Annotated in this window: 21 protein-coding genes; 8 read left to right on the forward strand and 13 right to left on the reverse strand. The window is 64.5% G+C overall.

All coding sequences use genetic code 11. The annotated features are described in order from the left end of the window. Nucleotides 1-10: 10 nt before the first annotated feature. The 7 genes from cysK to Q4F19_RS00705 form a co-directional block, all read right to left on the reverse strand. A complete protein-coding gene (cysK, locus tag Q4F19_RS00675; RefSeq protein WP_303539218.1) occupies nucleotides 11-925 on the reverse strand; it encodes a cysteine synthase A in 915 nt (304 codons plus the stop codon). Continuing rightward, nucleotides 922-2,193, reverse strand: coding sequence for an MFS transporter (locus Q4F19_RS00680; protein WP_303539219.1), 1,272 nt, complete (start codon nucleotides 2,191-2,193; stop codon nucleotides 922-924). The genes cysK and Q4F19_RS00680 overlap by 4 nt, the downstream gene beginning before the upstream one ends. 74 nt (nucleotides 2,194-2,267) lie before the next feature. Next, nucleotides 2,268-3,392: an acyltransferase family protein gene (locus tag Q4F19_RS00685; protein WP_303539220.1), complete on the reverse strand. Its 1,125-nt coding sequence runs from the start codon at nucleotides 3,390-3,392 to the stop codon at nucleotides 2,268-2,270. Nucleotides 3,393-3,480: 88 nt separating this feature from the next. Further along, on the reverse strand, nucleotides 3,481-5,532 hold the full coding sequence (gene rpoD / locus Q4F19_RS00690; RefSeq protein WP_303539913.1) for an RNA polymerase sigma factor RpoD: 2,052 nt from the start codon (nucleotides 5,530-5,532) through the stop codon (nucleotides 3,481-3,483). 41 nt (nucleotides 5,533-5,573) lie between these two features. Then, nucleotides 5,574-7,427, reverse strand: a complete 1,854-nt coding sequence (gene dnaG, locus Q4F19_RS00695) for a DNA primase (protein WP_303539221.1) — start codon at nucleotides 7,425-7,427, stop codon at nucleotides 5,574-5,576. Beyond that, nucleotides 7,424-7,882, reverse strand: coding sequence for a GIY-YIG nuclease family protein (locus Q4F19_RS00700; RefSeq protein ID WP_303539222.1), 459 nt, complete (start codon nucleotides 7,880-7,882; stop codon nucleotides 7,424-7,426). Before Q4F19_RS00700 ends, dnaG begins: the two co-directional genes overlap by 4 nt. Before the next feature lie 78 nt (nucleotides 7,883-7,960). Continuing rightward, entirely contained in the window at nucleotides 7,961-8,413 is a 453-nt protein-coding gene (locus Q4F19_RS00705) for a GatB/YqeY domain-containing protein (protein ID WP_303539223.1), read from the reverse strand. 133 nt (nucleotides 8,414-8,546) lie between these two features. Between Q4F19_RS00705 and carA the strand changes: the two genes are divergently transcribed. The 6 genes from carA (at nucleotide 8,547) to Q4F19_RS00735 (ending at nucleotide 15,035) form a co-directional block, all read left to right on the forward strand. Next, nucleotides 8,547-9,719: a glutamine-hydrolyzing carbamoyl-phosphate synthase small subunit gene (gene carA, locus Q4F19_RS00710; protein ID WP_303539224.1), complete on the forward strand. Its 1,173-nt coding sequence runs from the start codon at nucleotides 8,547-8,549 to the stop codon at nucleotides 9,717-9,719. After that, nucleotides 9,716-10,072, forward strand: a complete 357-nt coding sequence (locus Q4F19_RS00715) for a ribonuclease E inhibitor RraB (RefSeq protein WP_303539225.1) — start codon at nucleotides 9,716-9,718, stop codon at nucleotides 10,070-10,072. The genes carA and Q4F19_RS00715 overlap by 4 nt, the downstream gene beginning before the upstream one ends. Then, a complete protein-coding gene (carB, locus tag Q4F19_RS00720; RefSeq protein ID WP_303539226.1) occupies nucleotides 10,072-13,392 on the forward strand; it encodes a carbamoyl-phosphate synthase large subunit in 3,321 nt (1,106 codons plus the stop codon). Before Q4F19_RS00715 ends, carB begins: the two co-directional genes overlap by 1 nt. Before the next feature lie 88 nt (nucleotides 13,393-13,480). Next, nucleotides 13,481-13,957, forward strand: a complete 477-nt coding sequence (gene greA / locus Q4F19_RS00725) for a transcription elongation factor GreA (protein ID WP_303539227.1) — start codon at nucleotides 13,481-13,483, stop codon at nucleotides 13,955-13,957. 192 nt (nucleotides 13,958-14,149) lie between these two features. Next, the gene (locus Q4F19_RS00730; RefSeq protein ID WP_303539228.1) at nucleotides 14,150-14,776 is read left to right on the forward strand and encodes a rhomboid family intramembrane serine protease; all 627 of its coding nucleotides are present in this window, start codon (nucleotides 14,150-14,152) and stop codon (nucleotides 14,774-14,776) included. Between the two features lie 91 nt (nucleotides 14,777-14,867). Further along, nucleotides 14,868-15,035 (forward strand): Flp family type IVb pilin, encoded by a 168-nt coding sequence (locus tag Q4F19_RS00735; protein ID WP_303539229.1) that lies wholly within the window; start codon nucleotides 14,868-14,870, stop codon nucleotides 15,033-15,035. A 353-nt stretch (nucleotides 15,036-15,388) separates the two neighbouring features. On the opposite strand, the gene Q4F19_RS00740 is transcribed toward Q4F19_RS00735, so the two are convergent. The 4 genes from Q4F19_RS00740 to Q4F19_RS00755 all read right to left on the reverse strand — a co-directional run bounded on the left by Q4F19_RS00740 (nucleotide 15,389) and on the right by Q4F19_RS00755 (nucleotide 18,708). Then, nucleotides 15,389-15,784 carry a hypothetical protein gene (locus Q4F19_RS00740; protein ID WP_303539230.1) on the reverse strand — a complete coding sequence of 132 codons (396 nt, stop codon included), beginning with the start codon at nucleotides 15,782-15,784 and terminating at the stop codon, nucleotides 15,389-15,391. A gap of 389 nt (nucleotides 15,785-16,173) precedes the next feature. Continuing rightward, nucleotides 16,174-16,473, reverse strand: coding sequence for a hypothetical protein (locus Q4F19_RS00745; protein WP_303539231.1), 300 nt, complete (start codon nucleotides 16,471-16,473; stop codon nucleotides 16,174-16,176). Further along, a complete protein-coding gene (locus tag Q4F19_RS00750) occupies nucleotides 16,470-17,603 on the reverse strand; it encodes a P-loop NTPase family protein (RefSeq protein ID WP_303539232.1) in 1,134 nt (377 codons plus the stop codon). The genes Q4F19_RS00745 and Q4F19_RS00750 overlap by 4 nt, the downstream gene beginning before the upstream one ends. A 49-nt stretch (nucleotides 17,604-17,652) precedes the next feature. After that, the gene (locus tag Q4F19_RS00755; RefSeq protein ID WP_303539233.1) at nucleotides 17,653-18,708 is read right to left on the reverse strand and encodes a ribonucleotide-diphosphate reductase subunit beta; all 1,056 of its coding nucleotides are present in this window, start codon (nucleotides 18,706-18,708) and stop codon (nucleotides 17,653-17,655) included. A 427-nt stretch (nucleotides 18,709-19,135) separates the two neighbouring features. Between Q4F19_RS00755 and Q4F19_RS00760 the strand changes: the two genes are divergently transcribed. Together Q4F19_RS00760 and Q4F19_RS00765 are read left to right on the forward strand one after the other, a co-directional pair. Next, nucleotides 19,136-20,221: an acyltransferase family protein gene (locus Q4F19_RS00760; RefSeq protein ID WP_303539234.1), complete on the forward strand. Its 1,086-nt coding sequence runs from the start codon at nucleotides 19,136-19,138 to the stop codon at nucleotides 20,219-20,221. Between the two features lie 25 nt (nucleotides 20,222-20,246). Continuing rightward, on the forward strand, nucleotides 20,247-20,501 hold the full coding sequence (locus Q4F19_RS00765; RefSeq protein ID WP_303539235.1) for a DUF2171 domain-containing protein: 255 nt from the start codon (nucleotides 20,247-20,249) through the stop codon (nucleotides 20,499-20,501). Between the two features lie 96 nt (nucleotides 20,502-20,597). On the opposite strand, the gene Q4F19_RS00770 is transcribed toward Q4F19_RS00765, so the two are convergent. Together Q4F19_RS00770 and Q4F19_RS00775 are read right to left on the reverse strand one after the other, a co-directional pair. After that, nucleotides 20,598-21,083, reverse strand: a complete 486-nt coding sequence (locus Q4F19_RS00770; RefSeq protein WP_303539236.1) for a DUF4142 domain-containing protein — start codon at nucleotides 21,081-21,083, stop codon at nucleotides 20,598-20,600. Between the two features lie 25 nt (nucleotides 21,084-21,108). Continuing rightward, on the reverse strand, nucleotides 21,109-22,194 hold the full coding sequence (locus Q4F19_RS00775; protein ID WP_303539237.1) for an alpha/beta hydrolase: 1,086 nt from the start codon (nucleotides 22,192-22,194) through the stop codon (nucleotides 21,109-21,111). Between the last annotated feature and the right edge of the window lie 272 nt (nucleotides 22,195-22,466).

Raw genomic sequence — 22,466 nt, forward strand, 5'->3', positions numbered from 1 at the left:
CCGGGCAGGCTTATTCGGGCAGGAAGTCGGGGACCGACAGATAGCGCTCGCCCGTATCGTAATTGAAGCCGAGGATGCGCTTGCCGGGGGTTTCCTTGAGCTTCTGGGCGATGGCGGCGAGCGTCGCGCCCGACGAGATGCCGACGAGAATGCCTTCCTCACGCGCCGAGCGGCGGGCATAATCCTTCGCATCCGCCGGATCGACCTGGATCACGCCATCGAGCAGATCGGTGTGGAGATTTTCCGGGATGAAGCCGGCGCCGATGCCCTGGATCGGATGCGGCGCGGGCTGGCCGCCCGAGATGACCGGCGACAGCGTCGGCTCGACCGCGAAGACCTTCAGGTCCGGCCAGCGGCTCTTGAGCAGTTGCGCAACGCCGGTGATGTGCCCGCCGGTGCCGACGCCGGTGATGATCGCGTCGAGCGGCGTGTCCTGGAAATCGGCGAAGATTTCTTCGGCGGTCGTCTTCACATGCACATCGATATTGGCGGGATTCTCGAACTGTTGCGGCATCCACGCATCGGGGATCGAATTGGCGATCTCGATCGCGCGTTCGATCGCGCCTTTGACGCCGCGCTCGCGGGGGGTGAGATCGAAGGTCGCACCGTAGGCGAGCATGAGGCGACGGCGCTCGATAGACATGCTCTCGGGCATGACGAGGATGATCTTATAGCCCTTGACCGCCGCGACCATCGCTAGGCCGATGCCGGTATTGCCGCTGGTCGGCTCGACGATCGTGCCGCCGGGCTTGAGCGCGCCCGAGGCTTCGGCCGCTTCGATCATAGACAGCGCGATGCGATCCTTGATCGATCCGCCGGGATTGGAGCGCTCGCTCTTCACCCAGATTTCCGCGTCCGGGAACAGGCGGGACAGCCGGATATGGGGCGTGTTGCCGATCGTATCGAGTATCGTCGCCGCTTTCATGGCCGCGTCTCCTCAGCAGGTTGGACGAGATTGGCGGGGGGAGCGAAGGTCCTTGCCCGCCGGAGTTCTGGAAACAGGCGCGACCATAGCAAGGTCACGCCGATCGCGCCTATGCCGCCCGCGACGACCGCGGCCACCGGGCCGACCGTCGCGGCGAAGAAGCCCGATTCGGCCTCGCCCAGCTCGTTCGAGCCCGAGATGAAGAGCGAGGAGATCGCGCCGACCCGGCCGCGCATCTCGTTGGGCGTGTAGAGCTGGATGAGCGACTGGCGGATGAAGACCGAGACCATGTCGGCCGAACCGAGGACGGCGAGCGCGAGCAGCGACAGAGGCATCCAGGTCGAGAAGCCGAAGACGATCGTCGCGGCGCCGAACACGCAGACGGCGGCAAGCATCTTTATGCCGACATTGTTGCGGAGCGGCCGCACGCCGAGGAAGATCGCTGTGAGCGTCGAGCCGACAGCGGGCGCCGCGCGCAGATTGCCGAGGCCAGACGGGCCGACATGGAGGATGTCGCGCGCATAGACGGGTAACATCGCCGTCGCGCCGCCCAGCAGGACCGCGAACAGATCGAGGCTGATCGTGCCCAGCACCATCTTGTTTCGCCGCACATAATGGAGACCGTCGATCATCTGGCGGATCGGGCTCGCCTTGGCGATGCTGGTCCGCGCGATCGGGCGGATCAGCATCAGCATCGCGAAGGCGGTCAGGAACAGGCAGGCAGCCACGGTATAGGGGACGGGCGTGCCGGCCGCGTAGAGATAGCCACCGAGTGCCGGACCGACGATCGCGCCCGTCTGCCACGATACCGAACTGACCGCGATCGCCTGTGGCAGGACTTCCGCGGGCACGAGATTCGGCGACAGCGCGCCCATCGCCGGATTGGCGAAAGCGCGTGCGACGCCGAGCAGGGCGGCGATCGCGAACAAAGCGGGGAGCGTGGTGTCGTGGTGTACTGCCATCGTCGCCAGCGCGGCGGCGCACAGCGCCTCCAGCAGGGCCGTGACGCGGACGATGAAGCGCCGGTCGATCCGGTCCGCCACCCAGCCGACGACAAGCGTGAGCAGGGCGAGCGGAAGGAACTGGAAGATGCCGATCAGCCCGAGCTGGAACGCCGCGTCGCGCGGGTCCATCGTCTCGCGGGCGATATCGTAGACCTGCCAGCCGATGACGACGATCATCGACGTCTGCGCGACCGTCGCGCAGAGACGGGCGATCCAATAGCAGCGATAATCCCGGAACGTGAACGGATGTGGAGGCTTGGTCATCGCGCCCGCTCTAGGCTGGACGGACCGGCGCGAGCAATGGAAGTTCGCCTATCGGTGCCCGCAACCTGCCTTGTTCAGGCCTGGACCGGATAAGCTCCGAATCCCGGCGGAGGCGATGGCTGCGGATCACGAAGGTAGCGACGCCGGTTTCGCAGGAAAGGGCGCTCGACGAACCGGTACGAGAGATAGCCCATCGGTAGGATCGCGGCGAAGCAGAGCGCCGACCACAGCGTGGCGACATAGAAATTGGACGGCGACATGATGTGCGCCGCGATCCAGACGGGCGCGCTGAACACGACGAAGAAATGCAGCAGGTAGATCGAGAAGCTCCACGTTCCGATCTTCGCGATGCCGGCGGACAATCGCCCGACGATGCCGACCGGTCGGCTGTCGTACCAGGCGATAAGAGCGGCATAGGTGCCTCCTTCGATCGCCGGCATCACGGCCCACAGCGGAGAGTCGCTTGGTGGGCCGAAATAGGTTCCTCCCGATCGATCGAACCACCAGTAGAAGCTGCAGAAGGCCAGGGCGATCACCGCCGCGACCGGGGTACGGCCGGCGATCAGATGGCGATAGCGAAAGGCGGCGAGGCCGAGCGCGAACTGATCGATCCGGCCGAGGATCGTCCAGTAGGAGAAGAAGTGGATGTTGAAGCCGTTCGCCGCCAGCGCAAAGCGCAGGGTGAGAGCGCCGGCCACGAGCGCGAGCGTCGCGGGGCCGAAGCGCCGCTGCATCGCCAGCAGCAGCGGCAAGAGGAAGTAAAAATGCGCCTCGATGACGATCGACCACAGACCGTGATCCAAAGGCAGGAATGGATTGAACAGGCCGAGATATACGCCCGCCAGACAGGCCTGCAGACCGGCCAGGCCATCCTCGCGATACGCGCCGATCGCCATCACGGCGATGACGACGAGCATCAACGGCAGAAGCCGCAGCGCGCGGTTCCACAGGAACGCGATATAATCGACTTCGCGACCATCGAGCAGCTTGCCGAACAGATAGCCGGACAGCGTCATGAACAGAGCGACGCCCGTTTGGCCCTCGTCGATCAGGGCAAGCGGGAAGATGACGGGGGCGCTGGCGAATGGCACCGGCGTCCCGGCCGTCGCGTGCAGGAAGTGCCAGCTGAAGACGAGGAAGGCCGCAAGCGCGCGCACATGATCGAGCGCGATCCAGTGCTGGCCCCCCGATGATCGCATGACGTCCCGCTCCCAAGAGGCGCTGCCTCCCGGGAGCTTATGGACGGATCATGTTCAACGTTGCGTAAACGCGCAGCCGGGCCGGCGCTTACTGGTCGAGGAAACTCCGCATCTTGCGGCTGCGCGACGGATGCTTGAGCTTGCGCAGCGCCTTCGCCTCGATCTGGCGGATGCGCTCGCGGGTGACCGAGAATTGCTGGCCGACTTCCTCCAGCGTGTGATCGGTGTTCATGCCGATGCCGAAACGCATGCGCAGCACGCGCTCCTCGCGCGGGGTCAGGCTGGCGAGGACGCGGGTGACCGTTTCCTTCAAATTCGCCTGGATCGCCGCATCGACCGGGATGACGGCATTCTTGTCCTCGATGAAATCGCCGAGGTGGCTATCCTCCTCGTCGCCGATCGGCGTTTCCAGCGAGATCGGCTCCTTGGCGATCTTCATCACCTTGCGGACCTTCTCGAGCGGCATCGAGAGGCGCTCGGCAAGTTCCTCCGGCGTCGGCTCGCGGCCCGTCTCGTGGAGGAACTGACGGCTCGTGCGGACGAGCTTATTGATCGTCTCGATCATATGGACCGGGATGCGGATCGTCCGCGCCTGATCCGCGATCGAGCGGGTGATCGCTTGCCGGATCCACCAGGTGGCGTAAGTCGAGAATTTATAGCCGCGGCGATATTCGAACTTATCGACTGCCTTCATCAGGCCGATATTGCCTTCCTGAATAAGATCAAGGAATTGCAGGCCGCGGTTCGTATATTTTTTAGCGATCGAGATAACGAGGCGGAGGTTCGCTTCGACCATTTCCTTCTTGGCGATACGCGCCTCGCGCTCGCCCTTCTGGACCATGTTGACGATCCGGCGGAATTCGGTGAGCGCCATGCCGGTCGCCTGCGCGATCTCGGCGATCTCGGCGCGGACGCGCTCGACGGCGGCGCCCTCGACGGTCGCGAAGGCGATCCACTTCTTGTCGATCGTGCCGACGCGCTCGAGCCAGCCTTCCTCGGTCTCGTGGCCGACATAGCGGTCGAGGAAGTCCTTGCGCGGCACCTTGTGACGCTCGGCAAGCCGCAGCATCTGACCACCGAGGGCGGTCAGGCGGCGGTTGAACGAATAGAGCTGATCTACGAGATGCTCGATCTTGGCGCCGTGAAACTTGACGCTTTCGACCTCGGCGGTGAGATCTTCGCGCAGCTTCTGATATTTGGTTTCCTGCGCGGCGGGGAAATCGTCGCCCACGCCCATCGCCGCGACGCGCGCGGCCTGGACCTTGGCAAAGCTGCGATACAGCTCGGTGATCGTCGCGAAGCGCTCCAGCGCCTGCGGCTTGAGCTGCTCTTCCATCTGCGCGAGGCTGAGGGTGTTGTCCTCTTCCTCGTCGTCGGACGGGCGGGGGATGCGGCGCTCGGTCTGGCCGTCCTCATCCTCGGAATCGGCCGGAGCCTCCTCGGGCTCTTCCTCTTCCTTAAAGGACGGGCCTGCCGATTTCTCGCTGATCTCGCCATTGTCGTCCGCCTCGGCGCCCTCGACCTGCTCGGGCGTGGGGCCCTTGGAGACCATCGCGTCGAGATCGAGGATCTCGCGCAGCTGCATCGTGCCTTCGTTGAGCTGGGTCGACCAGTCGATGATGGCGTTGAACGTAATCGGGCTTTCGCACAGGCCCTGGATCATCGTGTCGCGGCCGGCCTCGATCCGCTTGGCGATGGCGATCTCGCCCTCGCGCGACAGGAGCTCGACGGCTCCCATCTCGCGCAGATACATGCGGACCGGATCGTCCGTGCGATCGATCGTCTCTTTCTTGGGCGTGGCGGCGGTGAAGGTCGCGGCGGAATCGGCCGCGTCGTCAGCGGGCTCTTCCTCGTCGTCGGCATTCTGCTGCTGTTGCTGCTCGCCGTCCTCGCCGGCATCCTCGTTCTCGACGATGTTGATGCCCATTTCGTTGATCGCGGAGGTGATGTCCTCGATCTGATCGGTCGACATCTCGCCGACGACCTCGTTGAGCTCGTCATAGGTGATGTAGCCGCGCTTCTTGGCGCGGGCGATCAGCTTCTTGAGGCTGGCCTCGTTGAGGTCGATCAGCGGCGCATCGCCGTTGTCGCCGCTCTCGCCGCCCGCACCATTCGCCACGACCGTGTTCGTCTTCGCCATCTGCTGCTTCGATCCCGATGCACGCGCGTCCAAGAACGCTCTTATCCGTCTTCCGGCCCCATCAGCGCGAGGAGCCTTCGTTCGGCCTCCGCCCGTTCGAGCGTCAGCCTTTGTTGTTCTGCGAACGCCGCCTCGTCCGTCGAGACCGCGAACGCCCTAGTCGCCTCGGCCAGCGCCGCGTCGATCGCAGGTCGCGTCGCCAGCACCTCGATCGCCTCGCCCAGATCCTGCGCCGCACGCAGCGGATCCGCATCGCTGCGGAGGAAGGAAAAGGCAAGGCCGTTGGCGCCGAGAAGACGATTCGCTGCGCTGGTCACACCAGCTGATCTCAATATGTGGCCCATGTCGGCGCTTTCAAGCGATCCCTGCACGACGATCGCATCGATGAGCGCGTCGCGCAGGGCGGAGAGCATCTCGTCCGGCAGCGGCAGCCCCTGCAGCGCCTCGGCATGTTCTCCGATCAGCTCGGGGCGAAGGACGAGGCCGGCGAGCACGGCACGCGCGAGCATCTGATCGATCCCGCTGCGGCCGATCGCGAGCGCCGGTTCGGTTGCTGGACGCTGCGGCGACTGGAAAGGACCGCCGCCGCCTCCGCGGACAAACGGACGCTTGCGCTGGAAATTCCGCTGGGGCGGGGCGGCATCGTAGAGCGCATCGAAGCGGCGGCGATATTCGCCGAGATATTGTTCGCGGACGTCGGCGTCGCCGATCGTGCGCGCAATCTCGGTCAGCCGCTGGCGCAGGCCCGCCCGTGCTTCCGGGGTAGTGAGGGGCGTAGCGGCGAGCTCGCTGTCCCATACGAGATCGACGAGCGGCCGGGCGGCTGCGACCACGCGTTCGAGCGCGTCGATGCCGCCCGCCTTGACCAGATCGTCGGGATCCTGGCCCGGGGGCAGGGTTGCGAAGGCGAGGCTGCGGCCGGGACCGACGAGCGGCATCGCGCGCAGCGCAGCGCGGATCGCGGCCTTCTGCCCGGCCTTGTCGCCGTCGAGGCACAGGATTGGCACTTCGGCGAGGCGCCACATCCGCTCGAGCTGCGCCTCGGTGACGGCGGTGCCGTTCGGCGCGACGACCTCGTCGAGACCCGCCTTGGCCAGCGCGATCACGTCCATATAGCCTTCGACGACGATCAGCCGTCCGGCCTTGCGCGAGGCGGGCCCGGCACGATCGAGATTGAAGAGCGTGCGGCCTTTGTCGAACATGGGCGTGTCGGGCGAGTTCAGATATTTGGGCTCGCCGGTATCGAGGATCCGGCCGCCGAACGCGATCGTCCGCCCGCGCTGGTCGCGGATCGGGATCATCAGCCGGCCGCGAAAGCGATCGTAAGGCTCCTTGTCCTCGACCTTAATGAGGAGTCCGGCCTCGACGAGCGTGTCGTCGCCGAAGCCGGCGAGCGCGGCCTTGAGCTTGCCGCGGCTGTCGGGTGCGAAGCCGATGCCGAACGTCTGGGCGATTTCGTCCGGCACGCCGCGGCGCTGGAGGTAGGCGCGCGCCTCGGCGCCGCCGATGCCCTGCAGCTGGTCCGCGAACCAGCGCGCGGCCGCCTCGTTGGCGGCGGCGAGGCCGGTCTGGCGCTCGGCCTTTTCGGCGGCGCGCGGATCGGGCGCGGGCATTTCCAGCCCGGCGGCGGCGGCAAGCTCCTTGACCGCATCGATGAAGGGCAGGCCGCGCGCCTCGGTCAGGAAGCGGATCGCGTCGCCGTGCGCGGAGCAACCGAAGCAGTGGTAGAAGCTCTTGTCGTTATTGACGTAGAAGCTGGGCGTCTTCTCGTCGTGGAACGGGCAGCAGCCCTTATATTCGCGGCCGGCCTTCTGCAGCTTCACCGAGCGGCCGATGAGCGCGGACAGGTGCGTGCGGGCGCGAAGCTCGTCGAGGAATTGCGGGGAGAGGCTCATGGGATCGCCGGCCCAACGATTGAGAGGGCGGGGCCGAGAGCAAGTCCTTCGACAGGCTCAGGACGAACGGAAAGAGGAGCGTCAGGACGAACGGACAGAGCAGGTTGAGGGCGAGCGGAGAGAGGGGCGCCATTCCTTCCATCCCCGTTCGTCCTGAGCGAAGTCGAAGGACGTGCCTCATGGGATACGGCCAGCTCGTGAAGCCGGGCCCAATTTCCTGCGATAAGGGCCTCCTTCTTGGCGCGTGACCAGCCTTTCAGGCGCTGCTCCGCCTCGAGAGCTTCGAGCCGCGTTACGAAGCCTTCCGACCACACGAGTGCGACGGGTTGCCGGCGCGCCGTAAAATCACAGCCCTTGCCGTGATGATGCTGGGCGATCCGCCGATCAAGCGCGTCCGTGTGGCCGACATAGTAACGGCCGTCCGCACAGCGCAGCATGTAGGTCCAGAAGGTCATACCGAATCGCGTGTAGCACGTCCTTCGACTTCGCTGAGGACGAACGGAAAGGGGGCTAAAAAAATCGGTATCGTGCGACTACCCCAGCCGCGCCTTCACCAGTCCACTCGCCTTGCCCATGTCCATCTGGCCCGCGAAGCGCTCCTTCAGCGCGGCCATCACGCGGCCCATGTCCTTGACGCTCGCTGCGCCCAGCTCGGTTGCCAGCGCGTCGACGGCGGCGCGGGCCTCGTCCTCGCTCATCTGCTTGGGCAGGAAGCGTTCGATCACCGCGATCTCGCCGGCTTCGGCGTCGGCCAGTTCCTGGCGGCCGCCCTTTATATACATGTCGATCGATTCGCGGCGCTGCTTGATCATCTTTTGCAGCACTTCGGTGACGAGCAGATCGTCGTCGGGCTGGCTGGTGGCGGTGCGCAGTTCGATGTCGCGATTCTTGACCGCAGCCTCGATCAGCCGCGTCGCGGCGACCGTCGCTTTGTCGCCACTCTTCATCGCGGCAATCTGCGCCGCCTTCACATCGTCTCGGATCATGATGCTCTCGAATATCGGAAAGGCGGGAGCGTAGCCGAGCGGTGCCCGATTTGGTAGAGTTGACCCTGTCGCCGCCCCCGTCTAGCGGACGCGGCTTAGCGACATCGCCACCATCCAAAGGAGCCCGCCCATCATGGCCGACGCCACGCCTCAACGCGCGCCCGAAGGAGCGACGGGCGTGCTTGTTCTTGGGGACGGCACCGTCATCTGGGGCCGCGGCTTCGGCGCCGAGGGCGCCGCCGTGGGCGAGGTGTGCTTCAACACCGCGATGACCGGCTATCAGGAGGCGATGACCGATCCCTCTTATGCCGCGCAGATCATCACGTTCACCTTTCCGCATATCGGCAATGTCGGCGCGAACCCCGAAGATATCGAGGCGATCAACCCGCATGCCTTGGGCTGCATCGTCCGCGAGGACGTGACCGATCCGTCGAGCTTCCGATCGACGCAGGGCTTCGACACGTGGCTGCGCAACAATGGCCGGATCGGGCTGGCGGGCGTCGATACGCGCGCTTTGACCCGCGCCATTCGCATCCAGGGGGCGCCCAACGGCGTGATCGCGCACAATGCGAAGGGCGAGTTCGATCTGGAGGCGCTGAAGGCGCAGGCGCGCGACTGGCCTGGGCTCGAGGGCATGGACCTCGCGATCGAGGTCTCAGCGACGCAGAGCTACAAATGGGATGACGGGCTCTGGACGATCGGCGAGGGCTATGCGGCGCACGCCGCGAACCCGGAAGGCCCGCATGTCGTCGCGATCGATTATGGGCTCAAGCGCAACATCCTGCGCAACCTCGTCGCCGCCGGCGCGCGGGTGACGGTGGTGCCCGCGACGGCGACGTTCGACGAGGTGATGGCGCATCAGCCCGACGGCGTGTTCCTCTCGAACGGGCCGGGCGATCCGGCCGCGACCGGGCGCTATGCGGTGCCGGTGATCCAGGATCTGCTCAAGATCGGCACGCCCATCTTCGGCATCTGCCTTGGCCATCAGCTGCTGGGCTTGGCGGTCGGCGCGAAGACCGAGAAGATGCATCAGGGGCATCGCGGCGCAAACCATCCGGTCAAGCGCAGCGACGACGGCCGCGTCGAGATCACGAGCATGAATCACGGCTTCGCGGTCGTGACCGACACGCTGCCGGCCAACGCCGAGCCGACGCATTTCTCGCTGTTCGATGGCAGTCTTGCCGGACTGCGGCTGACCGACAAGCCGGCCTTCTCGGTCCAGTATCATCCCGAGGCGAGCCCCGGGCCGCAGGACAGCCACTATCTGTTCGAGCAGTTCGTCAGCCAGTTGCGGGGCGCGGCATGAGCGGCGTCGATCCCAAGCGGCTCGAAGAGGAATGGGCCGAGGATCTGAAGGTCCTGCAGAGCCTGGCCGAGAATGGCGATCGCGCCGAGCTGGTCCGGCCCGTTGACGTAAGCTTCACGGGGACGCGCGAGGCGATCGACCGGCTCGAATTCGATGCCGAGGATCTGGCCTTCGTGCCGATCGATCGCGAGGTCGACGAGGACGGCGCGATCACTTTGTTCCTCGAGCGCGAGCAGCCCGCCGATGCCGCCTCGATCAAATCATTGACCGCCACCTGCCTGGAAATCGAAGCCAAATATGGCGTCGAATATGATGGCTGGGGCTGTGTCGCGGAAACCGGATTGTCCAACTGATGCCCAAGCGTACCGACATCAACTCGATCCTCATCATCGGCGCCGGCCCGATCATCATCGGCCAGGCGTGCGAGTTCGATTATTCGGGGACGCAGGCCTGCAAGGCGCTGCGCGAGGAAGGCTATCGGATCATCCTCGTCAATTCGAACCCGGCGACGATCATGACCGATCCGGACATGGCGGACGCGACCTATATCGAGCCGATCACGCCTGAGATCGTGGCCAAGATCATCGAGAAGGAGCGCCCCGATGCGGTGCTGCCGACGATGGGCGGGCAGACCGCGCTGAACACCGCTCTGGCGCTGTTCAACGACGGCACGCTGGAGAAATATGGCTGCCAGATGATTGGCGCCGATGCGGAGGCGATCGACAAGGCCGAGGACCGGCTCAAGTTTCGCGACGCGATGGACAAGATCGGGCTGGAAAGCCCGCGCAGCCGGATCGCGCATACGGTCGACGAGGCGCTGGAGGCGCTGGAATTCGTCCAGCTGCCGTCGATCATCCGGCCGAGCTTCACGATGGGCGGGCAGGGCGGCGGCATCGCCTATAACCGTCAGGAATTCATCGAGATCGTCACCAACGGGCTCGACCTTTCGCCGACGAGCGAAGTGCTGGTCGAGGAATCGGTGCTCGGGTGGAAAGAATATGAGATGGAGGTCGTGCGGGATCGCAACGACAATTGCATCATCATCTGCTCGATCGAGAATGTCGATCCGATGGGCATCCATACGGGTGATTCGATCACCGTCGCGCCGGCGCTGACGCTGACCGACAAGGAATATCAGATCATGCGCAACGCAAGCATCGCGGTGCTGCGCGAGATCGGCGTGGAGACGGGCGGCTCGAACGTCCAGTTCGCGGTCAATCCCAAGGACGGGCGGCTCGTCGTCATCGAGATGAACCCGCGCGTGTCGCGCTCGTCGGCTTTGGCGTCGAAGGCGACGGGCTTCCCGATCGCCAAGGTCGCCGCCAAGCTGGCGGTCGGCTATACGCTCGACGAGATCACCAACGACATTACCGGCGCGACGCCGGCGAGCTTCGAGCCGACGATCGACTATGTCGTCACCAAGATTCCGCGTTTCGCCTTCGAGAAGTTCAAGGGCGCGAGCGATCATCTGACGACGGCGATGAAGTCGGTCGGCGAGGTGATGGCGATCGGGCGCAACATCCACGAGAGCCTGCAAAAGGCGCTGCGCGGGCTGGAGACGGGGCTGTCGGGGCTCAACATCGTCGATCGGCTGAAGGGCGCGCCGCGCCCCGAGATCGAGGCGGCTCTGGCCGAGCCGACGCCGGACCGGCTGTTGATTGCGGCGCAGGCGCTCCGCGAGGGCTTCACGGTCGCCGACGTCTGCCGGATCGCCAAATATGATCCGTGGTTCATCGAGCGGCTGAGCGAAATCGTCGCGGTCGAGGAGAGCATCTGCCGCGACGGGCTGCCCAACGACGCTGTCGGGCTGCGGCGGATCAAGGCGATGGGCTTTTCGGACAAGCGCCTCGCCTGGCTGGCGCTGCAGTCCGCCAACCTCGCCGGCATGAGCCGCGAGCAGGCGCGGGGATCGGGCATCGTCCATGATGCGATCAAGGGCATGTCGGGCGGCGTGACCGAGGCCGAGGTGCGCGCGCTGCGCCACAGGCTGGGCGTGCGACCCGTGTTCAAGCGGATCGACACCTGCGCGGCCGAGTTCGAGGCGAAGACGCCCTACATGTATTCGACCTACGAGGCGCCGAGCTTCGGCGAGCCCGAGAACGAGGCGATGCCGAGCGACCGGCGCAAGATCGTGATCCTCGGCGGCGGGCCGAACCGGATCGGGCAGGGGATCGAGTTCGATTATTGCTGCTGCCACGCCTGCTTCGCGCTGAGCGATGCGGGCTACGAGACGATCATGATCAACTGCAATCCGGAGACGGTAAGCACCGATTACGACACGTCCGACCGGCTCTATTTCGAGCCGCTGACGGCCGAGGACGTGCTCGAGATCCTCCACGTCGAGATGAGCCGCGGCGAGCTGGTCGGGGTGATCGTCCAGTTCGGCGGGCAGACGCCGCTGAAGCTGGCGCAGGAGCTGGAGAATGCGGGGATCCCGATCCTCGGCACCAGCCCGGATGCGATCGATCTGGCCGAGGATCGCGAGCGCTTCGCGGCCCTGGTCGAGAAGCTCGGCCTCAAGCAGCCCGAGAATGGCATCGCCCGGAGCCGGGAAGAGGCGATCGCGGTGGCGAACCGGATCGGCTATCCGGTGCTGACGCGGCCCTCCTACGTGCTCGGCGGACGGGCGATGGAGGTCGTCGACACGCAGGCGCAGCTGGAACTTTACATCACGACCGCCGTGCTCGTGTCGGGCGACAGCCCGGTGCTGATCGACCGCTATCTCCGCGACGCGATCGAGGTGGATGTCGATGCGATCTGCGACGGGACCGACGTCGTTATCGCGGGCGTGATGCAGCATATCGAGGAGGCGGGCGTCCATTCGGGCGACAGCGCCTGCTCGCTGCCGCCGCACAGCCTGCCGCGCGAGATCGTCGCCGAGATCGAGCGGCAGACCGATGCGCTGGCGCGGGCGCTGTCGGTGCGCGGGCTGATGAACGTCCAGTTCGCAGTGAAGGACGGTGAGGTTTACCTCATCGAGGTCAATCCGCGGGCCAGCCGAACGGTGCCGTTCGTGGCCAAGGCGGTCGGCGCGCCGATCGCCAAGATCGCGGCCAGGGTGATGGCGGGCGAGAAGCTCAGCAATCTTCCCAAGATCGATCTCGCGATCAAGCATCATTGCGTGAAGGAAGCGGTGTTCCCCTGGGCGCGCTTCCCCGGCGTCGATCCGGTCCTCTCGCCCGAGATGAAGAGTACGGGCGAAGTCATGGGAATCGATGTCGATTTCGCGACCGCCTTTGGCAAGGCACAGCTCGGCGCGGGCACCGTGCTGCCGCAGACCGGCACCGTCTTCGTCTCGGTCAAACCGTCCGACAAGATCGTCGTGGAGCCGGCCGTCCGCACGCTGATCGACCTCGGCTTCCAGGTCATCGCGACCGAAGGCACCGCCGACTATCTGCGCGAACAGGGCCTCGCGGTCGAGACGGTCAACAAGGTCGCGCAGGGCCGCCCGCACATCGTCGACCGGATGAAGAACGGGCAGGTCGCGCTCGTGCTCAATACGACCGAGGGCTGGCAGAGCCTGCAGGACAGCAAATCGATCCGGGCATCGGCCTTGCAGGCGCGCATCCCCTATTTCACGACCGCGGCGGCGGGCGTGGCGGCGGTGGAGGCGATCGCTGCGATGCGGGACCGGACTCTTGAAGTACGATCGCTGCAATCCTATCATGCATGATCGCGCCATCTCCCAACATCGCTAGGATGGGGCGTCGTCCAAGGGGCGGCGCAGGGATGGCCTGTTCGATCTGAAGGGAAGTAAGCCGATGGCGACCACAGAGAAGCTGCCGATGCTGGTGGAAGGGCATGACATGCTCACCGCCGAGCTGAAGCGCCTCAAGGTGGAGCGGCCCGAGATCATCGACGCGATCGAGGAAGCGCGCGCCCATGGCGACCTTTCCGAAAACGCCGAATATCACGCCGCCAAGGAACGCCAGGGCCAGGTGGAGGCGATGATCGCCGACATCGAGGATCGGCTGGCGCGCGCGCTCGTCATCGATCCGACGACGCTTTCGGGCGACAAGGTCGTGTTCGGCGCGACCGTCCATCTGGTGGACGAGGACGACAAGCCCGTCACCTACCAGATCGTCGGCCAGACCGAGGCGGATGCGCGATCGGGCAAGATCAGCTTCTCCTCGCCGCTCGGCCGCGCGCTGATCGGCCGCCGCGTGGACGACGATGTCGAGGTGACGGTGCCGTCGGGCGACCGTTATTATGTCGTGTCGCGCATCGAATTCATCTGAGGGCGTTATTGGAGCATATCGGACGTGGCTGCCCCCCGTCTCCGTTTGCTTCGAGCGCAGATCGAGCTTGCCGAGATCGTAGTCGAGAAGTCGGCCGAGTTCTCGACGGACGCTTCTCGACAAGCTCGAAGCTGCTCGAACCCAACGGGTGTGTGCCGCCTGACCCTGCTCTAGCTGCCGGAAGCCGATACCATGCGTAGCCAGCCTCCCCGCGCGACCCTGATGCTCGGCGTCGGCATCGCCGCGGCGTTCGTGCTGTTCGGCGTGGCCGGGCAGAGCGATACGGGCGCGCTGCTCGGCGGGTTCATTCCGGCGCGGATCGGCGGCCCGCCGATGCCCGATGCGCTGCCGGTGTGGCTCACGCCGCTGAGCGCGACGATGCTCCATGGCGGGATCCTGCATCTCGTCTTCAACCTGATGATGCTCGGCTATTGCGGGAAGGAGACCGAGGTCGCGCTCGGGCCGGCGGCTTTGTGCCTGCTCTACGTCGTCGGCGCCTATGCGGCGGCGGCGGCGCAGTTCATCGCCGATCCGCATGCGACGATCCCGATGATCGGCGCGTCGGGCGCGATCTCGGCGATCGTCGGCGCCTATGCGATCCTCTACGGGCAGAGGCGCGCGAGCACGCTGCCGCCGAACGTGGCGCGCTGGGTGCATATCGCCTGGCTGGCGGCGGCGTGGACGGGGCTGCAATTGCTGGTCGGCTTCGCGAGCCGGCTGGACGGGATGGCGATCGCCGCGGCCGCGCATATCGGCGGCTTCCTCGCCGGGCTCGTCATGGCGCGGCCGCTGCTGCGCTTCCGCTATCGCCAGGCCTGAAAGCTGATCCAGATTTCGTTTACGAAGTCGTAGACTATGGGCGCTATCGGGGGTGGTTCCGCACCCTGTTTGTAGAACGGCGCCCTGTTCCATGCGTAGCCTCCTGAAGCTCCTGACCGACCGTCGCGGCGCGACCGCGATCGAATATGGCCTGATCGCGGCGCTGATCGCGGTGGCGGCGATCGGGACGATGTCGACGCTCGGCACCAAGCTGAAGAACACCTTCTCCAACGTTTCCAACAATATGAACGCGCGCTAGGCGCGGTTCGGCGGCGGGTGGCCGCTGCCCGGGGGTAGATGAGGCTCGGTCGCGTGCGGGCGGCCGGGCATTTTTGCGTGGGTGTTGCAAGGCGCGCGCGGTGCTCCGGCGGAGGCCGGAGCGTTGGAGTTTCTGGTGTGCCGCTGGTTGCCAACGCTCCGGCCTTCGCCGGAGCACGGCGGTGAGGGTGGCAGGCGGTTCGCGGTTGGGAGACGGCCCCCTTTTCGTCATCCTGAACTTGTTTCAGGATCCAGCACCCGAACCCGCCAACGGCGCGCGGCTGGAAAGGGCGGAACTTGGATCCTGAAACGAGTTCAGGATGACGGGTTGGGAGCGGCCATTTCCGCGAAAGGTCACTGGAAAGTCGCACCTCTACGCGTGCGCGCGCGAGTCGGCTCGGACGCGTCCTCGGCGGCGGCGCGGGCGGCGGCGGCGCGCAGGCGCTGGATCGGGCCGAACCACTCATGCTGGTCCTCGTCGGCGCGGCGCGGCTGGTCCGCGATCTCGTCGAGGCAGATCGGCAGTTCCTCGGCCGCCGTCTCCAGCGGATTGCGGACATTGAACGGGATGATGCCGGAGAGCTTGCCGTATCGCATCGGATCGAAGTGGGCCAGCAGGAACATCAGCAGCCGATCGGACGGCACATATTCCTCGCCCACCTCCTCGCCATCCTTCCAGATCCCCTTGCGGCGGCCGTGGATCGCGCGATCGAAGGCGACCGCGGTCAGGCGGTGCGCGGCCAGCACCATCGCGCGATCCCAGGCATCGGCGAAGGCCAGAGCATCGGGCCGCTGGCGCAGCCGATAGGCGGAGCGTGGGCTGACGCCGGCGGCCTCGGCGGCTTCGGTGATGCTGCCCGTCTCGGCGAGCGCCTCGACGAAGACGCGCTGGCGGATCGCGGTCCAGCATCCTTGCGGGCGCGGGGTTGGGCGGGGGTGAAGGTGAGGGTGGGATCGGCGGTGTCGCCGGCCTCGGGCGTGTCGGTCGCCGAGGCGGGGCGGGACTGCCCTTCGGCGAAAGCGGTCGGGTCGATGCGTTGGGTCATGCGAATCGCTCCTTGGTCAGAGGAGCGAACTAACTATGCAGCGAAGGGCGTGTAGGACAACAAAAAATGCATAAGTTCTGATAAATCTCGACTTCAGGCGTCCTTGTCGAGCCGCTCTATCAACACTTCAATAATAGAGCTGTCTACGTCCGCTTCTTCGATATCCGCAGCCAAGCGACCCTTGAACATGATTCCTACGACGTCCTTGGGAATTTCAACGAAGTTCGTATCGTCCAAGTATATTGGCCATACTTCACCTTCTTTCACGCGATGGGCGAAAGAGGCCTTCTCAAACGTCGGCCAGATCTTTTGACGGTAATGTTGATCCAGAACGCAGAGAACGAAGCGGCTGTCTTTGCCAAACACGCGCTCAAACTGATCTGTCCAGGTCATTCCCAGAAAGTTCGCCTCGTAAAGCTTGTCGTGAAAACGTTAAAATCTAGAAAACGAAGTCTTTCACATATAGTCTCTGCTAACTTGCGATTTTCGCCGGCGAACGAAATTGCGATATCAAATTCAAACGTCTCGCTGACTTCGCGAAATCCGCACTCTGCCCGCAGTCGATCCCAATCAAGATTTTTCAAATAAAAGAACAAGGCCTGATCATCGATCGAGAACAAGCTATTTTCTGGATTATAATGGAAAAACCGGGATAGATTGCCTTTCTCATCGATCAAAACCTTGAGGCGGTGGTCTTTGATATTATTTATGCTCTGTCGTAAGTCGCCTAGCTGATTTGCAAGAAGCTTAATATCTACTGCAGGCTCGTTTTGTTCGGAAACGGCTTTAAGAAGCTTAAAGTAAGGATCATTGCCCGGTCTAAAGCGCTTGCCTCGACAAAATTCCTTGGTGATGTTCTGGTATGCTGAACTCAAGTCGGCAGTCAGGAGGGTTCTGACGGAGGGCAGATCGACCTTGAGAGCCTTTTCTACTCCATTGACAGTTTCGGTAACGTTATTTTGAGTGCAGCCGAGCTTGAGCAGGCGTTGAATGAGCCAGTAATCTCCTCTGGAATCCTCCCAGAGACTGCTGGTGTCATCGAAAGAAATATTTAACGCTCGCTCGCCTTCCGACTGGATCGCATTGAATTGATCTCGGGAAGCTGGCTCAACCCGATGGATTCCTAAGCGCTTTGCGATGTCATGGGCGACTTGTATCAGAGATTCGCCGAGCTGATTAATGCCAATTATGACTAGCTTCGGGAGAGGGGAGGCATTGCCAAGATCTGCCTTTGTCTTCGCGATGTCTATGAGCTTTGATTGGGTTTCGGACACCAGTCTGTGAAAATCGTCAATTACAACGGTTCCGGGAACTTCCCCAGTTGCGATATGGTCAATTCTTTCCAAATCTGCAGGATTACGGGGAGTTACATACTGATATTTGCCCGACATCGTACTCTCTAATATGGTGAGAGCTACCGATGTCTTGCCTGTCCCCGACTGGCCTTCAATAATTACGGGTTTTGAAGAACTTCTTATGTCTGTGAGTAGCTCCGCATAATTTGGAGGATTGACGTACGTCACGGTCGGGCGACCTTCGGTAACGAAGACATCCTCCAATTGGCCACTTTTCTTACTCCGCCGCCACGCCCGCCGGCCCGAACAGCCCGCCTTCGCTCGCATCCTCGTTCGCCACCAGCGACGGGCCCTTCGCGGCCTTGCGGCGGTCGAAGGCGTCCCACACGTCGTTCCACTGGCCCTTGGTGGCGCCCTTCGAATATTCGGTCGCGCGGGTTTCGAAGAAATTGGCGTGCTCGACGCCGTTCAGCATCGGCGCGAGCCACGGCAGGGGATGCTGATCGATCATGTAGATCGGCTTGAGGCCGAGCTGGCCCAGCCGCCAATCGGCGATGAAGCGGACATATTGCTTGATGTCCTTGGGCGTCATGCCGCTGACCGGGCCCATTTCGAACACCAGATCGATGAACGCATCCTCCATGCGCACCGTCTTCACGCACTGATCGAGAATGTCGTCGCGCACCGCGGGCGTCAGGCAGTCCCGCTCCTTGCAGAAGGCGTGGAACAGGCGGATGATGCCGTCGCAGTGGAGCGTCTCGTCGCGGATCGACCAGGTGACGATCTGGCCCATGCCCTTCATCTTGTTGAAGCGCGGGAAGTTCATCAGCATCGCGAAGCTGGCGAAGAGCTGCAGCCCCTCGGTGAAGCCGCCGAACATGGCGAGCGTGCGCGCGATATCCTCGTCCGTATCGACGCCGAACGTGCTCAGATAATCATGCTTGTCCTTCATCTCCTTATATTGGAGGAAGGCCGAATATTCGCTCTCGGGCATGCCGATCGTATCGAGCAGGTGGCTGTAGGCAGCGATATGCACCGTCTCCATATTGGAGAAGGCGGTGAGCATCATCTTCACCTCGGTGGGCTTGAAGACGCGGCCATATTTCTCGTGGTAGCAATCCTGCACCTCGACATCGGCCTGCGTGAAGAAGCGGAAGATCTGCGTGAGCAGGTTGCGCTCGTGATCGGTCAGCTTCTGCGCCCAATCGCGGCAATCCTCGCCCAGCGGCACCTCCTCCGGCAGCCAGTGAAGCTGCTGCTGGCGCTTCCAATATTCGAACGCCCACGGATATTCGAAGGGCTTGTAGGTGCGGCTGGCCTGCAGAAGCGACATCGTACTGCCTTCTCGAAAGCGTGTGAATCGGGGGCGGGGAACATTGCGGGAACCCCTATATATGTGGGGAAGGTGACCCTGTTTGGCCACAAAGTCTAGGTGGCGCGTGCGGTTATCCACGGGTGATTTTCGATGGGAAGGGGAAGAAGGCAGGGGGGTCACGCGGAGACGCGGAGAAGAAGTTTTTCGCGCGAAGGCGCGAAGGCGCGAAGGGGCTGGCTCGAGGGGGCGCCGCACGGCGTTATCATAGGGTTTTTAGGGAGTTCGATGCGGCTGCGCCGCGTTGATCCTGTCGGACGACATCTCCGCGGCTCCGCGTCTCCGCGTGAGCCATTTTCCTGTTCCGGATCGAGCCGTCCGGGGACGAAGCGCGCCATCGGCGGGGCGGGCCGGGCAACCGTCTTCGCACATGCAGCGTTGACCGGAGATGGCGACGCTGGCGACAGGCTCGGGACGGCGGGAGACGCGCGCGCTTCCGCTTGCGAAAGCGGGGCATTTTCCGCTGCTCGATGCGGGGCGCGGGCTCGCGGCGCTGGCGGTGCTCGCGCATCATGTCGGCAACGAGGCGGGCTTCGCGCTTGCGAAACACGGCCATCTCGCGGTCGATTATTTCCTGATGCTGTCGGGCTTCGTCGTCGCGATGAATTATGAGGGGCGGCTGCAGGGCGGCATGGGGCTGGCGACGTTCCTCGGCGTGCGCGCCCGGCGGCTCTATCCGATGATCGTCCTGGGCGCGGTCCTCGCGACGCTCGCTTATGCGCTCGCGCCCAATCCCGATATCCGGCCCGGCTGGGTCGCGCTGCAATTCCTGCTCGTGCCGGCGCTGGCGAGCTGGGTGCTGTTTCCTTTGAACGCGCCGATGTGGTCGCTCTTCTACGAGAGCGTCGCCAATGTCGTGCACGGCGGCAGCATCGCTTTTGCGCGGACGCGGACGATCGCGGTGGCGGTGGTGGTGCTCGGCGTGATCGCGGGCAGCTTCGTGATCGCGCGCGGCGATTACGACGTCGGCTTCCGGCCCGAGGATGCAGGGATCGCGCTCGTGCGGATCTTCGTCGCCTATCTCGCCGGCGTGCTGATCTGGCGGCTATATGCGGCCGGGCGGCTGCCGCGCATCGCGTTGCCGGCGTTCGTGCCGATGGCCTTGGTCCTGGCGCCCTTGCTGGCGCCCGCCGAGCTGCCCGCGGCGGCGGTGACGCTGGCGGCCCTGTTCGTGGCGTTTCCGGCGAGCATCCTGTGTTCGCTGCAGGGCGCCGAGCGGCCGGGGAGCCCAGAGACCGGATGGGCGGCGTGGTTGGGGGGCATCTCCTATCCGCTCTACGCGGTCCACATGCCGATCCTGATCGCGGGCAAGGCTCTGGGGCTGGCGGAAGGCGTGCTCGGCTGGAGCCTGCTCGCGCTTTTTTCGGTGGCGGCGGCGTGGGCGGCGGAGCGCTTCTACGACGCGCCGATCCGCGCTTTTTTGAAGGCGCGCAGGCGGGGCCGAAATCCCGTGCGGCGCGTTGTGCCCGCGTAATTTCCATCCCCCAAGGAGAAGCAGCATGGTCGATACATCCGCCATCAAGGAACATATGGAAGTCATCGGCGCCGACGGCGTCCATGTCGGCACCGTCGATCATCTCGACGGCGACCGCATCAAGCTGACCAAGAAGGACAGCGGCGCCGGCTTCGAGGGCGGCAGCCACGAAGGCCACCACCATTATATCTCGACCGGCCTGATCGCCGACGTCGAGGGCGACAAGGTCCGCCTCTCGGCCAATGCCAACGTGGCCGTGACGTTCGAAGAAGAAGCGTAAGCAAAAGGCCCGCCGGAGCGATCCGGCGGGCCTCTTGGCGTAGCATTGCGTGACGATATGGCCGCCGTTCCCGATCGGGAGCGGCGGCCATTTTCGTTACATCGTCTTGAGCATCGCGATGTGGTGCTCGACGACGGGGACGATGGTCGCGGCGACCGCCTTCAGCGGGGCGGCGGTGCCTTCCATCGCATAGGCCTTCTGGACCGCGAGCGCCTGGCCGTGCGCGGTCTTCTGCTGCGCGATATAGGCGGCGTCGCGGTTCGGGCCGGTCTCGGCGCGCAGCTGCGCGACCATCTCGGTCTGGGCCGGGGTCAGCATCGGCGGCGCGACCATGACCTTGGACTTCATCGCCGCGGCCTTCACGTTGGCGGTGCTCTTCGAGTGATCGGCGACCATCATCGAGGCGAAGGACTTCACCTTCGGATCGGTCGTCGTCTGGAGCACGATCTGGCTGGACGTCTTCTCGTAAAGATCGCTGGCGCCGGCCGTCTTCACATAATCGGCGGGCGTCATCGGGGCGGCATAAGCGGGTGCGGCGGCGAGCAGGGCCGCAGCCGGAAGCGCGAACATCAATTTGGTCATGTCGGTATCTCCTCGTGGGGTTATGTTATTTGGCAAACGCGGCCTGGAGCTTGGCGATGCTCCAATTCTCGGCATCGTAAGCGCCGCGGACGACCTTCCCCATGCCGAAGAATTCGTGGGTGACGCCGGGGAAGGTCTTCTGATCGACCTTGTCGCCGGCAGCGCGCAGGGCATCGGCCAGCGTCTCGCCGTCCGAGCGCAGCGGATCGATCTGCGCGTTGACGATCGTCACCGGCGGCAGGTTCTTGAGATCGGCCTTCACGAGATTGAGGCGCGGATCCTGCATGTCGGCCGGCGAGGTCGCGTAATAATAGCCGAACCAGTTCAGCATCGCCGTGTTGAGCGGCTTGGCGTTGGCGCTGTCCTTGCGCGACTTCAGCGCCATGTCGCTGTTGGCGATCGGATAGACGGCGAGGACGTGGAGCGGCGCGGTCAGGCCGTTGTCGCGCGCATAGATGGCGGTCGCGACGGCGAGGTTGCCGCCCGCGCTCTCGCCGGTGATCGCGACCTTGGCGCTGTTGCCGCCCCAGGACGCGGCGTTCTGCAGCGTCCAGCGATAGGCCGCGAAGGCATCGTCATGCTGGGCGGGGAACTTGAATTCCGGCGCGTGGCGATATTCGACCGAGACGACGATCGCATTGAGCTGCTTGGCGAGCAGGCGCGGCGTCGCATCATAGGTGTTGACGTCGGCGATGACCCAGCCGCCGCCATGATAATAGACGATCACGGGCATCGGCGTGGCGGGTGCGGCGGCCGGCTTGTAGATGCGGGCGAACTGCATCGGATCCGGACCGTAGGCGACGTCCTGCGTGACGACCGCGGAATCGGGTGCGGTCGAGATGTTCTGGCGGCGCATGACCGCCATCGCGGCATCGGCGGCGCTCGGCTGGATGCGTGCCTCTACGGGCGTGAGCGTCTCGATCGGCTTGGGCGCGAGCGAGGCGTGCGCATCGAGCACGGCCTGCATGTCGGGCGCGGCCATTGCGGGCTGGGTAGCCATGGGCGCAGGTGGTGCGGGCGGGGTGGCGTTGATCGAAGTGGAGGATTGGGCGAGCGCGGGCGCAGACACGCCGAGCAACAGGGCCACGGCCGCGGAGTTCAGTATCTTCATTTAGTCTTCCTGTTCGGCCCCCGCCGACAGCCGCATAACCGGAGGGAGCGCCGGTTGTTCCGGACAGGGGCACACGCGCGCCCGACTTTCTTCTTATCAATTCAAACGGATGCGGAATGATCCGGCATCCATTTGCTATGGAGGCGCTGCGGGGACTTGCGCGTTTCGGACTGGCAGACAAAGCCTTGCGGCGCGTGCCGCGCGGAGAGAAGTCGCATGCGCGCGAATTGACGCTAAGGGCGGCGGCACCTATCTGCCCAGCGGTTCAGACG

The organism is Sphingomonas natans, assembly GCF_030546695.1.
Lineage (GTDB): Bacteria > Pseudomonadota > Alphaproteobacteria > Sphingomonadales > Sphingomonadaceae > Sphingomonas_I > Sphingomonas_I natans.